The organism is Sphingobium anseongense (assembly GCF_037725245.1).
GTDB lineage: Bacteria > Pseudomonadota > Alphaproteobacteria > Sphingomonadales > Sphingomonadaceae > Sphingobium.
Map to the genome: position 1 here is coordinate 1 of NZ_JBBJUL010000010.1, position 13,423 is coordinate 13,423.

Genomic DNA, 13,423 nt, shown 5'->3' on the forward strand with positions numbered 1-13,423 from the left:
GTGAGCCCGTACGCTCGCTGTAAATATCGCGCACCTTGAGCATCGCCACCTCAGCTACGCGCAGGCCTGCGCCATAGGCCACCGACAATGCTGCCTGATGCTTGAGCGAGGTGGTCGCGCCGAGCAGGCGCGCGACCTCGTCGGGACTAAGGACCGTGGGCAACGATCGAGGGTGCTTAACGAAGTAAAGTCTGCGGGAGAGATCGGGCCGATCGAGTGTGCGTGTAAAGAAGAAGCGCAGTGCCGATACAATGCTGTTCATCGTAGGCAGACCGACGCCTGCATCCCGCTGATCAATCTGGAACTGACGCAGATCCTCTGGTGTCGCGGTGTCGGGAGGGCGTCCGAGATAATAGGCAAAGCGCTCTACGTGGCGAATATAGTCGATCTGGGTCTTACGCGCGAACCGGCGCATGTTCATCTCATCGATCATGCGCTGGCGCAACGAACTGACTGGAAGGTCGGAAATAATCTCGATCATGGTTCGACTCCTTGGTTGAAAGGAGTCGGGATGGTCTGCCTACCCTGAGCAGAGCTCAATCATGGTGCTGCACCAGAGCGATGAAAGACCTGGGGCCAGGAGCCACTCCCGCGCAGCGGGTTCGTACATGTCCCGTCACCAGCCGTATGGCGTCGAGTAATGAACGTCAGGCTTTGGGATCAATGAACAAGGCCGTGAATGGCCGAGATCGGGACGCAAGCAGACTGCGTGGTATGCACCCGCTCATAGTTATGACGATTTGCGCTGGAACAAACCCTGAGCCTGAGAGCATCCTTTTACCTGCAGTCAGGAATTTTCAAGCCCGAGACAGTCGACCATTTCGGGCCCGGCGTTTCGGCTTCAGACGCCGATTTGACTGCAATCAAAGAATGCTTCCCACAAACCCCCGGATTTCCCGCAAGAATTTCGCCCCCGCAGGGGAAGACCCTATCTCGTCGCGATTTCCGGACTGTCTGGTGCGGTCGAGAAGACTCGAACTTCCACGGCCTTTCGGCCACAACGACCTCAACGTTGCGCGTCTACCAGTTCCGCCACGACCGCACATTTCAAGGGGAACCGGTGAGACCGGATCCTGGTAGGCGCCGGCCATTAGCAAAGGCTTGGGGGGCATGCAACCACTGATCTGCCCTGGGCGTTCAATGATCCGTGCCGCCGCAGTGGCGGCGTCGTCAGGATCGGAGACGAAGGGCATGTCCGTACGTTTCAGACTGTGTGCAGGCGCTGTCATGGCAGCGAGTCTGTGCCTGGGGCTGGGGCTGGGGCATTATGCCACGACAATGCCGATGCGCGATGTGAACTATGACCTGCCCGAAGTGGCGGAAGATGACTTGCTGCCGCCGCCGTTGGCCGCAGGGGCGCTGAATGGACCGGCACGGATTATCTGCAAGGGATGCGGGCCGACGCTGGCCGAACGCCGTTTCGCCGCCGACATGGCGGCGCTGGATGCCGACGCCATGGTGCATGGATCGCGCGACCCGGCGGTCGTCGACTATATGCGTGACGACGTGCCAGACCCTTATCCCGCCGTCTATCCGCCCGCTGCCGAGCCATCCCCCGTCCACAGGCTACCGGCCAGCGTCCAGCGCTTCGCTGACGGCGGCAGCGGCCCGCCTGCGGCGACATCGACAATGCGCACCTTGTCGGATGCGCCGGCGGCTGAACCGGCGATCGGACCCTGAGGCCATCTACGTTTTGATGATGACCGTTCGCCTTCGCGCCGCTCAGGAGAAGGCTTGGGCTTCGCTGAGCCCGAACGGATATGGGGGGATACTCCTTTGTCCTCTTTGCGGCAAGGACGGCAAGGGCGCGGACCTTAAGCCGGCGACCCGACGCCATCGGATCGGCGGCCTGACCGGCTTCATTCCGCCGCTTCGACCTCCTGCGGCGCGTCGCTCAGCGGGTGGGCGAGACGATTGACCATTTCCTTCGGGCAGACCTGCCAGATGTAGCGCCGCCACCGGTCCCAGTCGTCCAGGATGGTATTCGACCATTTGCTGTCGGTCATCACGGCATGTTCGGCGATCAGCGCCTTGAGAACGGTTTCCCAATGCGCGCTTTCCAACCGTTGCCACACGATGGTTTCGGGATTGGCGCGCGAGGGGAAGCTGCCGTCTTCATCCAGGATGAAGGCCATGCCGCCGGTCATGCCCGCGCCGAAATTAGCGCCGGTGCGTCCCAGGATGACGGCGGTCCCGCCGGTCATATATTCGCAGCCATTGGCGCCGCAGCCTTCGACCACCACCTGCGCGCCCGAATTGCGGACCGCGAAGCGTTCGCCGGCCTGACCCGCCGCGAACAGCTTGCCGCTGGTCGCGCCGTACAGAACGGTGTTGCCGATGATCGTATTATCCTTGCTGGACAAGGGGCTGGAAACCGTTGTTCGCACCGCGATGATGCCGCCAGACAATCCCTTGCCGACATAATCATTGGCATCGCCAAACACTTCGAGCGTGATCCCCTTGCACAGGAACGCGCCCAGCGACTGGCCGGCCGAGCCGCGCAGGCGGACGGTCAGATGCCCGTCAGCCAGCGTCGACATGCCGAATTTGTCGGTGACGGCCGACGATAGCCGCGTGCCGACCGCGCGATGCGTGTTGCGCACCGTATAGGTCAGCTGCATCTTCTCGCCGCGTTCGAACACGGCCTTGGCGTCCTTCATCATCTGCGCATCGAGGCTGTCGGGCACGGGGTTGCGCCACTGATCCAGGCTGAAGCGGCGATGCTCGTCGGGCGCGTCCACCTTTGCGAGGATGGGGTTGAGGTCGAGATCGTCGAGATGCTCGGCGCCGCGATTGACCTGCTTGAGCAGTTCCGTCCGCCCGATCACTTCGTCAAGGCTGCGATAGCCCAGCCGCGCCAGCACTTCGCGCACTTCCTCGGCGATGAAGGTCATCAGGTTGATGACCTTTTCGGGCGTGCCGGTGAATTTTTCGCGCAGCGCCGGGTCCTGCACGCACACGCCCACCGGGCAGGTGTTGCTGTGGCACTGGCGCACCATGATGCAGCCCATGGCGACGAGCGAGAGCGTGCCGATGCCGAATTCTTCCGCGCCCAGGATCGCGGCGATGACGATGTCGCGCCCGGTCTTGAGGCCGCCGTCGGTGCGCAGCTTCACCCGATGGCGCAGGCCGTTGAGGGTCAGCACCTGATTGGCTTCCGACAGGCCCATTTCCCAGGGCGTGCCGGCATATTTGATGCTGGTCTGGGGCGAGGCGCCGGTGCCGCCGACATGGCCGGCGATCAGGATGACGTCGGCATGGGCCTTTGCCACGCCCGCCGCGACCGTGCCGATGCCGGCCTGGCTGACGAGCTTGACGCATACGCGCGCGCGCGGGTTGATCTGCTTGCAGTCGTAGATGAGCTGCGCCAGATCCTCGATCGAATAGATGTCATGATGCGGCGGGGGCGAGATGAGCGTTACACCGGGCGTCGAATGGCGCAGCCTGGCGATGAACTCGGTCACCTTGAAGCCGGGCAGCTGGCCACCCTCGCCAGGCTTGGCGCCCTGGGCGACCTTGATCTCGATTTCCTCGGCGGACCCCAGATATTCGGCATGGACGCCGAAGCGGCCGGACGCGATCTGCTTGATCACCGAGTTGGCGTTGTCGCCATTTTCATAGGGCTTGAAGCGGGCGGCATCCTCGCCGCCTTCGCCCGACACCGCCTTGGCGCCGATGCGGTTCATGGCGATCGCCAGCGTTTCGTGCGCTTCGGGGCTGAGCGCGCCCAGCGACATGCCGGGCGTGACGAACCGCTTGCGGATTTCGGTGGTCGCCTCGACCTCGTCGATCGGCACGGCTTCGCGGGCGAAGTTGAATTCCAGCAGGTCGCGCAGATAGACCGGCGGCAAATCGCGCACGCCGCGCGAAAATTGCAGATAGGTCGAATAGCTGTCGGTCGCGACCGCCGTTTGCAACAGATGCATCAGTTGCGCCGAATAGGCGTGGCTCTCGCCGCCGTTGCGCTGGCGATAGAAGCCGCCGATCGGCAGGCGCAGCACCGCGCTGTCATAGGCGGTTTCGTGCCGCAGCTTTGCACTATAATGAAGCGATGCGTAGCCTTCGCCCGAAATCTTGGCAGGCATGCCGGGGAAGAGATCGTTCACCAGCGCCCGGCTGAGGCCCACCGCCTCGAAATTATAGCCGCCGCGATAGGAGCTGATGACCGCGATGCCCATCTTGGACATGATCTTGAGCAGGCCTTCGTTGATGGCGACGCGATATCGTTCAAGGCAGGCGTCGAGGGTCAACTCGCCGAACAGGCCGCGCGCATGGCGATCGGCGATGCTGGCTTCGGCCAGATAGGCGTTCACGGTGGTCGCGCCGACGCCGATCAGCACCGCGAAATAATGGGTGTCGAGCGCTTCGGCCGAGCGCACATTGATCGAGGCGTAGGAGCGCAGACCCTTGCGCACCAGATGCGTATGCACCGCCGCCGCCGCCAGCACGCCGGCAATGGCGACCCGGTTCGGTCCCACATGCTCGTCGGTCAGGAACAGTTCGCTGCGGCCTTCGCGCACCGCCTGTTCGGCTTCCTCGCGGATGCGGGCGATGGCGGCGCGCAGTTGTTCCTGTCCGCCTTCATTGGGGAAGGTGCAGTCGATTTCCGCCACGGCGGAACCGAAATGAGCCTTCAGCCGCGCCCATTCGGACGATGTCAGCACCGGCGAATCCAGCACCAGCACATGGCTGTTCTGCGCATCCTGCTCCAATATATTGTGCAGGTTGGAAAAACGGGTGCGCAGGCTCATCACATGCCGTTCGCGCAAGCTGTCGATCGGCGGATTGGTGACCTGGCTGAAATTCTGGCGGAAGAAATGGCTGACCGTGCGTGGCTTGTCGGAAATGACCGCCAGCGGGGTGTCGTCACCCATCGACCCGACCGCTTCCTTAGCGTCTTCGACCATGGGCGAGAGGATGAGTTCCAGATCCTCCAGCGTCATGTTCGCGGCGATCTGGCGGCGGGTCAGTTCGGCCTTGTCCCACGCGGGCAGGGCGCTGTCGGCGGCGGGCAGGTCATCGACGCCCAAAAAGTCCTTGATCAGTTCGCCATAGGGGCGCTCGGCGGCGATCCGGTCCTTGATCGCCCGGTCATCATAAAGTTCGCCTTCATGAAGATCGATCGCGATCATCTGGCCGGGGCCCATGCGGCCCTTGCGCACGATCGTCGTTTCGGGAACCACGACCATGCCGGTTTCAGACCCCACGATCAGCAGATTGTCGCCGGTCAACGTATAGCGCAGCGGGCGCAGGGCATTGCGATCGACACCCGCGACCACCCAGCGTCCGTCGGTCATCGCCAGCGCGGCGGGACCATCCCACGGCTCCATGACGGAGGCGAGATAATTGTACATATCGGCATGGGATTTGGGTACTTCGATATTGTCGCTCTGCCACGCCTCGGGCACCAGCATCAGCTTGGCGGTGGGCGCATCGCGGCCCGACCGGCAGATCGCCTCGAACACCGCATCCAGCGCCGCCGTGTCCGATGCGCCCGCCGGGATCACCGGCTTGATGTCCTCGGACTGTTCGCCAAAGGCGAGGCTGGCCATCTTGATCTCGTGGCTCTTCATCCAGTTCTTGTTGCCGCGGATCGTGTTGATCTCGCCATTATGGGCAAGCGTGCGGAACGGCTGGGCCAGCCACCATTGCGGGAAGGTGTTGGTGGAATAGCGCTGGTGGAAGATGGCGACGCGGCTTTCGAACCGCTCGTCCTGAAGATCCGGGTAAAAGACCGACAGCGATTCGGCGAGGAACAGCCCCTTGTAGATGATCGAGCGGCAGGACAGCGAGCAGACGTAGAAATCCTGGATCTGCGCGGCGATGACCTTCTTTTCGATCCGGCGGCGGATGAGGTAGAGGTCCTTTTCGAACTCGGCCTGGTCGCGCTCTTCGGGCATCGGCCCCGCGATCATGATCTGTTCGATTTCGGGGCGGGTGCGCTGCGCCTTTTCGCCGATCACGGACACGTCGACCGGCACCTGGCGCCAGCCATAGATGGTGTAGCCCGCGTCGATGATCTCGCTTTCGACGATGGTGCGGCAGGTTTCCTGCGCCGAAAGGTCCGTGCGCGGCAGGAAGATCATGCCGACGGCGAGGCGGTTGGGCAGCGGCTTGTGACCCGAATCGGCGATCGCATCGTCGAAGAAGCGCACCGGCAGGTCGACATGGATGCCCGCGCCGTCGCCGGTCTTGCCATCCGCGTCCACCGCGCCGCGATGCCACACGGCTTTCAGCGCATCGATCGCGGAGGCGACGACGCGGCGAGACGGGCGGCCATCGGTGGCGGCGACCAGACCCACGCCGCAGGCGTCGCCTTCGAATTCTGGGCGATACATGCCCTCAGCCGCGATCCGTGCGCGCTCGGCTTCGGAGGAGAAATGGTGAGACGTCATATCGTCCATCCTTCAATTCTAGTGCGGCGCATATTCGCCGATCCGCTGAGTGTGGGGGCTGGCCCCCGATTGGGTCACTGACCCGTCATTTTTTAGCAGTGCGTGCCTGATCAGACTTGTTCACGAAATCCGTCATGGCCTTGATGACATTTTCTGTGGCTCGCGCGATGACTTCGGCGTTTCCCTGATTGGCATGATTGGCCGTCGCTTCCAGTACCAGTCGCTGGATGCCGCCCCATTTCCGTCCTGCGGGCGACAAGCCAAAGGCCACCAGCTTTCTGCGATCCTCATCGTCCAGGATCGAAAGAAACTTTGCGGTATGCCCCATCACCATAGTCTTGATGTCACTTGCTTCAACTTTGGAGTCTTCGCTGGCGAGATTCTTTTCGACCATATGCGAAAAATCGGTGCCCTCTGCTGCAGCCACTAGCGCCTTCATGCCGGTCGACGTTGCATAGAAGGCTGAGATAGCGTCCATATCGTCAGAGGTTAGATATTGTGCATACACATCTGCAATCGCCTGATGCATCTGAGGCAGACGAGCCATGCTGGCCGGTTCGATGATCTCGCGCTCAGCCTGAATGGCTATGTCCGATATGCCGGGATAGACTTTCTCCATCTCCTGATATTCGGCCTTCTGCTTGATCGCTGCTGGCATAATGACTGTATACAGGCGGTTGATCTGCCGTCTCGTCAACTCTTCGCCATTCAGCGCTTGCGCCAGCTTCAAGGCTTGCGTGCGTGATTCCGGCGTCGGCGTAACTTGCGTGGGGACGGAGCGCGCAGGAGCAGATGTCGTGGCGGCTGGCGGATTTACCTGAGCGTAACCCGTCACGGCGGTAAGTCCGAAAATTGCTAGCGTTGTGAGAAGGGTTACCCGCTTCACGCCGCAACCCTCTCGCCCGCCACCTTCGCCTTGGTCTTCAGATAGCGGTGCATATGCTCCGTCACGTCGCGGCCGTCGCGGATCGCCCAGACGACCAGCGAAGCGCCGCGCACGATGTCGCCCGCCGCGAAGACGCCGTCGACGCTGGTCATCATCGTCTTGTGATCGACGCGCAGCGTGCCCCAGCGGGTGACGGACAGGTCTTCGCTGCCGAACAATTTGGGCAGGTCTTCGGGATCGTAGCCCAGCGCCTTGATGACGAGGTCCGCCTCCAGCGTGTGTTCGCTGCCCGGATCGGGTTCGGGCGCGCGGCGGCCGGAGGCGTCGGGCTGGCCCAGGCGCATCTTCGTCACCTTGACGCCGGTGACATGCTCCGTGCCTTCAAAGGCGATCGGCGCGGTCAGCCAGACGAACTCGACGCCTTCTTCCTCGGCATTGGCGACTTCGCGCTGCGACCCTGGCATATTTTCCCGGTCGCGGCGGTAGAGGCACTTCACCGACTTTGCGCCCTGGCGAATGGCGGTGCGGACGCAGTCCATCGCCGTGTCGCCGCCGCCGATGACGACGACATGCTTATCCTTCGCCAGCAGCGTGCCGTCTTCATGCTCGGGCACGTCGTCGCCGAACCCGGCCTTGTTCGATGCGGTCAGGAACTCCAGCGCCTTGACCACGCCCTTCGCGCCGACGCCGGGCGCCTTGATGTCGCGCGGCTTGTAGACGCCGGTGGCGATCAGGATCGCATCGTGGCGTTCGCGCAGTTCCTCAAGGCTGGCGTCGCGGCCGATCTCGAAGCTTTCATGAAAGACGATGCCGCCGTCCCTGAGGCGCTGGACGCGGCGCATGACCACGTCCTTTTCCAGTTTGAAGCCGGGAATGCCGTAGGTCAAAAGGCCGCCCGCGCGGTCGTGCCGGTCATAGACATGGACATCATAACCGGCCACGCGCAGATATTCGGCGGTGGTCAGGCCAGCCGGACCCGCACCGATGATGCCGACCGACTGGCCGGTGGGTGCGCCGGGGACCAGCGGTTCGACCCAGCCTTCCTTCCAGGCGGTGTCGGTGATGTATTTTTCGACAGAGCCGATGGTGACGGCACCGTGCCCTGAAAATTCGATGACGCAATTGCCTTCGCACAGCCGGTCCTGCGGGCAGATGCGGCCGCAGATTTCGGGCATGGTGCTGGTCTGGTTCGACAGTTCATAGGCTTCGCGCAGTCGTCCCTCGGCGGTCAGGCGCAGCCAGTCGGGAATATGATTGTGCAACGGGCAATGGGTCGAACAATAGGGCACGCCGCATTGCGAGCAGCGCGACGCCTGTTCCTCGGCCTTGTCGAGGATGAAGGACTTGCTGATTTCCAGAAAATCGTCGGCCCGCGCATCGGCCTCGCGCTTTTCGGGATAGGCCTGACCCGTTTTCACGAATTTCAGCATCGGATTGTCAGCCATGCGTTACCCCTGCATATGTTGCAGGTGCGTAATAGCAGAAAAGCCGGCGGAGTCACGCCGATTCTCGACTATAAGTCAGTATAGCTGACCTATTTTTACGCTAAATCCTGCACGGCCTGCCGATTTCTGTAATATTCTTTCAAAAATAAAGTCCGTATCGGTACTACCTCAGCGAAAGCCACGCGAGCGCGGCGATTCCGGCGGCGATTCGATACCAGGCGAACGGTGTGAACCCGCGCCGCGATACCAGCCCGACGAACCAGCGGATGACGATCAGCGCCACCACGAACGAAACGATGAATCCGAGCGCAATGCTGCCCCAGCCTGCTACGCCGGTCGCGACCTTGTCACCATTCTTGAACAGTTCGAGCGTCGTTGCGCCCAGCATGGTGGGGATCGCGAGGAAGAAGCTGAATTCCGCCGCGGTGCGCCGTTCGACCCCCAGCGTCAATGCGCCCATGATCGTCGCGCCGGACCGGCTGACCCCCGGCACCATCGACAGGCACTGGATCAGGCCGATCCCCACGACGCGCGCCAGCGGGATGTCGGCGATGCCGACGAACCGCTGTTCCTTGACGCCGCGTTCGATCGCCAGGATCGCGATGCCGCCCGCGATCAGCGCCCAGGCCACGATGGTCGGCGCGCCGAGCATCGCTTCGATATAATCGTGGAGCGCAAGGCCGATCACGGCGGAGGGGATGAAGGCGACGACCAGGTTGCGCAGGAAGCGCCAGCTTACCGGCTCGCGCCGCAGCAGTCCTACGCCCACCGCCCAGAATGTGCGCCAGTAGAGCACGACCACGGCCAGGATCGCGCCCAGCTGAATGACGACATTGAACATCGCCCAGGTCGCGGCATCATAGCCCAGCAGCTCGCTCGCCAGGATCAAGTGACCGGTCGAGGATACCGGCAGGAACTCGGTCAGCCCCTCGACGATGCCCAGCAGGATGACGGTGAGATAGTGCATGTCCATGGCCGCTGATCAGCCTTGGGCTTTTGTGCGCCCGGCGAAGCGACCATTTTTGCGATATTGAACCAGCCAGGCGTCGGCCACTGCCGCCATCGGCGTGGCCGCGACGCCCAGTTCGGCGAGGCCCGGTGCGTTCGGGCTGACGACATTGTCCGTTTGCAGCATCGCATATTGATCGCGGGTGATCGGCGCGCCCGGCAGGAAGCCGAAGGCGGCGATCATCGACGCCAGCGGGGCAGGGACGGGGAGGAAGCTGCGTTCGCGGTCGATGCCCTGGGCGATCCAGCGGTTCAGTTCCAGCATCGAGAGCCGTTGCGGCCCGCCCAGTTCATAAGTCCTGGCCCCGTGCGCCGCCGGATCGGCGGCGGCGTTGACGATGGCGCTGGCGACATCGGCGACATAGACCGGCTGGAATTTGGTGTCGGCGCCGATCACCGGCACGATCGGCAGGGTGCGGATCAGATCGGCAAAGCAGTTGATGAACTGGTCTTCACGGCCAAAGACGATCGACGGGCGCAGGATGGTGGCGGTGGGGAAGGCGGCGCGCACCGCCGATTCGCCCGCCGCCTTGGACCGGCCGTAAGCCGACGGGCTTTGCGCGTCCGCGCCGATCGCCGACACATGCACCAGCGCCCCGGCCCCCGCATCGGCCGCCGCCTGCGCGACGTTGGCGGCGCCTCGGTGGTGCACCGCGTCGAAATCGCCGGTCAATATGCCCACTAGATTGATGACGATGTCGCTGCCCGCGACGGCGCGCGCGACGCTGTCGGGCTTGCCGATATCGGCCGCTATCATCTGCGTCTGGCCCAGCCCGCCCAGCGGCTTGACCCGCAGCGTCGTCGCCAGGTCGCGCTGCGCCACGCGCACCCGCGCGCCGCGCGACAGAAGCTCCTGCACGACATGGCGGCCCAGAAAGCCGCCGCCGCCGAACACCGTGACCAGATTATCCTTCATCGCTCGCGCGCCTCATACAGATTGGTGGCAGAACAGTCAGGCCATCCCCTTGCATCAGCCGCCACCCACTGACAACCGCCGCCGGCATTTTTCGATCAAGCGATCAAGCCCGTCAGCTGCGCGATCATATAGAGGCCAAGCGCTAGGAACAGCGCCGCCGCGCCGAACTGCATCGCACGCATCGGCACGCGCCGGGCCAGCGCCTCGCCAAACAGCACGGCGGGCACGTTGGCGATCATCATGCCCAGCGTCGTACCGGCGGTCACGGCCAGAATATTCCCGAACCGCGCGCCCAGCGCGACCGTGGCGACCTGCGTCTTGTCGCCCATTTCCACCAGGAAGAAGGCGACGAGCGTGGTAACGAACAGCCCGGCCCTGGACGGTGCCGCAAGCGGCGCATCGCCGTCGATGCTGTCGGGCACCAGCGTCCAGGCGGCCATGGCGATAAACGACAGCGCGACGGCATAGCGAAACCAGGGTTGCTTCAATAGTCCGGCGACCGAGTGGCCGACCAGCGCGGCGAGGAAGTGATTGGCGAGCGTCGCGCCCAATATGCCCAGGATGATCGGCACCGGCCGGCGATAGCGGGCGGCCAGCAGCATCGCGAGCAGTTGCGTCTTGTCGCCCATTTCGGCGAGCGCCACGAGCGCGGTGGAGGTGAACAGCGTTTCCAACAGATCATCTTTCGGGCCGGGCGGAAGAAGAACGCAATGCCACCGGCCAGTCTCCACCCGGCCGGGTCGGAACAGCCGATGCCATTGGTCTCGCCCGATGCTGTCCGGGCCATTCGGCCCGACCGCATCCCGCCCGCCATGACCTCTCGGCCAAATATGTTGACGAACGGCCCGTGCGCCTGTGCGGCGAACGGCTGGCTACTCCCCAGATGACGAGGCCACGGTAGGACAGGCGGCCCGCCAAGGCAAGCCAGGCCGGGTCACGCCTCTTCGGGTTCGTCCTCGGCCTTGTGAAACAGGACGTCGTTGCGGATATGAATGGTGCGCGAGGCGAGCCGGATTTCCAGAATGAAGGTCGCGAAGGCGCCCGCTTGAAGGATCATCGCCACGCTGAACAGCAGTGCGATCGCCGTGCCCATATGGGCGTCGAACAATTCGGCGGCGAACAGCAGGATGACGACCAGACAGACCGCGCAGCCAGACGCGACCGACAGGAAGATGGCGGCGTTGACTACGCTCATCCGTTTGTCGAGCACGCGGATCTCGCCGACCAGCCGGTCATGCTCCTTGCCGCGCGACGACAGCACCTTGTCCTCGACCTTGCGCGCCCGGTCGATGACGCGCGCCAGCCGGCCGGTACACACATTGAGGAACGCGCCGATGCCGGCCAGCAGGAACACCGGCGCGAGCGCGAGCTGGATCGTCTGCGCGACCTGCGACACCTGCGGCAGCGGGATCATGCCGCCGATATCGCTCACGCTACCGACCCCGCGGTCAGGCCGCACCCTTGGCGGGTGTATTGACGCCCATCGACTGGAGATATTTCTTCACGTTTCGGGCCGCCTGCCTCAGCCGCTGCTCATTTTCCACCATGGCGATGCGGACGAACCCTTCGCCGTCCTCGCCATAGCCCACGCCCGGTGCGACCGCGACCTTGGCATGGGTGAGCAACTGTTTGGAAAATTCGAGGCTCCCCATATCCTTGAGCGCCGGCGGCAACGGCGCCCAGGCGAACATCGACGCGCGCGGAGCGGGAATGTCCCACCCGGCGCGGCCGAAGCTTTCGACCAGCACGTCGCGGCGCTTGTGATAGAGTTCACGGTTCTTTGCGACGATATCCTGCGGCCCGTTGAGCGCCGCGCAGGCGGCCGCCTGGATCGGGGTGAAGGCGCCATAATCGAGATAGGATTTGACCCGGCTCATCGCCGCGATCAGCTGCTTGTTGCCGACGGCAAAGCCGATGCGCCAGCCCGCCATCGAATAGGTCTTGCTGAGCGAGGTGAATTCGATCGCAATATCCTTCGCGCCCGGCACCTGGAGGATGGAGGGCGTGGGGTTGCCGTCATAATAGAGTTCGGAATAGGCAAGGTCGGACAGCACCCATACCTTGTTCTCCTTCGCCCAGGCGACCAGCCTTTCGTAAAAGGCAAGGTCGACCGTTTCGGCGGTCGGGTTGGACGGATAGTTGACCACCAGGATCGACGGGCGCGGCACGGTGAACGCCATCGCCCGGTCGAGCGCGCGGAAATATTGTTCGTCCGGCGTCGTGGGCACCGATCGGATCGTCGCGCCGGCAATGATGAAGCCGAACATGTGGATGGGGTAGCTGGGGTTGGGCGCCAGCACGACATCCCCCGGCGCCGTGATCGCGGTGGCCAGGCTCGCAAGCCCTTCCTTCGACCCCATGGTCACCACGACCTCGCTTTCGGAATCGACGTCGACGCCGAAACGGCGCGCATAATAATTGGCCTGCGCCTTGCGCAGGCCCGGTATCCCCTTCGACTGCGAATAGCCATGGGCGTCGGGCTTGCGCGCGACCTCGATCAGCTTGTCGATGACATGGTCGGGCGGCGGCAGGTCGGGATTGCCCATGCCAAGGTCGATAATGTCCTCGCCCGCGGCCCGCGCGGCGGCCCGCATCGCATTGACTTCGGCGATGACATAGGGCGGCAGGCGCTTCATGCGGTAAAATTCTTCGGACATTATAGGGGCTTTCCTGAAAGGTCTCCGTAGAGGATAGAGTATGTTGCGCCTTTCGGGCGACACGCGCCGGCTATATACCGGCGAACAGGTCCACGCCAGCGAAAGCCGCGGCATGG

General features: G+C 63.5%; 10 protein-coding genes and 1 tRNA gene. 1 reads left to right on the plus strand and 10 read right to left on the minus strand.

Features of this window, described 5'->3' with window-relative positions:
- A partial coding sequence (locus WG908_RS13255) for a tyrosine-type recombinase/integrase (RefSeq protein ID WP_340187072.1) occupies positions 1-481 on the minus strand: 481 nt, incomplete at its 3' end.
- 474 nt (positions 482-955) lie between these two features.
- Positions 956-1,042: transfer RNA gene (locus WG908_RS13260), tRNA-Leu, on the minus strand.
- A 185-nt stretch (positions 1,043-1,227) separates the two neighbouring features.
- On the opposite strand from WG908_RS13260, the gene WG908_RS13265 reads away from it, so the two are divergent.
- Positions 1,228-1,680 (plus strand): hypothetical protein, encoded by a 453-nt coding sequence (locus tag WG908_RS13265; RefSeq protein WP_340187073.1) that lies wholly within the window; start codon positions 1,228-1,230, stop codon positions 1,678-1,680.
- Positions 1,681-1,859: 179 nt separating this feature from the next.
- On the opposite strand, the gene gltB is transcribed toward WG908_RS13265, so the two are convergent.
- The 8 genes from gltB to WG908_RS13305 all read right to left on the minus strand — a co-directional run bounded on the left by gltB (position 1,860) and on the right by WG908_RS13305 (position 13,307).
- On the minus strand, positions 1,860-6,395 hold the full coding sequence (gene gltB, locus WG908_RS13270; RefSeq protein ID WP_340187074.1) for a glutamate synthase large subunit: 4,536 nt from the start codon (positions 6,393-6,395) through the stop codon (positions 1,860-1,862).
- A gap of 85 nt (positions 6,396-6,480) precedes the next feature.
- Positions 6,481-7,281 carry a DUF2059 domain-containing protein gene (locus WG908_RS13275; RefSeq protein WP_340187075.1) on the minus strand — a complete coding sequence of 267 codons (801 nt, stop codon included), beginning with the start codon at positions 7,279-7,281 and terminating at the stop codon, positions 6,481-6,483.
- Positions 7,278-8,726, minus strand: coding sequence for an NAD(P)-dependent oxidoreductase (locus WG908_RS13280; protein ID WP_340187076.1), 1,449 nt, complete (start codon positions 8,724-8,726; stop codon positions 7,278-7,280). Before WG908_RS13280 ends, WG908_RS13275 begins: the two co-directional genes overlap by 4 nt.
- 163 nt (positions 8,727-8,889) lie before the next feature.
- Complete coding sequence (locus WG908_RS13285; RefSeq protein WP_340187077.1) at positions 8,890-9,699, minus strand: undecaprenyl-diphosphate phosphatase; 810 nt, start codon at positions 9,697-9,699, stop codon at positions 8,890-8,892.
- Positions 9,700-9,708: 9 nt separating this feature from the next.
- Positions 9,709-10,650 carry a complex I NDUFA9 subunit family protein gene (locus WG908_RS13290; protein ID WP_340187078.1) on the minus strand — a complete coding sequence of 314 codons (942 nt, stop codon included), beginning with the start codon at positions 10,648-10,650 and terminating at the stop codon, positions 9,709-9,711.
- A gap of 95 nt (positions 10,651-10,745) precedes the next feature.
- Positions 10,746-11,324, minus strand: a complete 579-nt coding sequence (locus WG908_RS13295; protein WP_340187079.1) for a TMEM165/GDT1 family protein — start codon at positions 11,322-11,324, stop codon at positions 10,746-10,748.
- A 260-nt stretch (positions 11,325-11,584) separates the two neighbouring features.
- Positions 11,585-12,064, minus strand: coding sequence for a DUF2721 domain-containing protein (locus WG908_RS13300; protein WP_340187178.1), 480 nt, complete (start codon positions 12,062-12,064; stop codon positions 11,585-11,587).
- 34 nt (positions 12,065-12,098) lie between these two features.
- Entirely contained in the window at positions 12,099-13,307 is a 1,209-nt protein-coding gene (locus WG908_RS13305; protein WP_340187080.1) for an LL-diaminopimelate aminotransferase, read from the minus strand.
- Between the last annotated feature and the right edge of the window lie 116 nt (positions 13,308-13,423).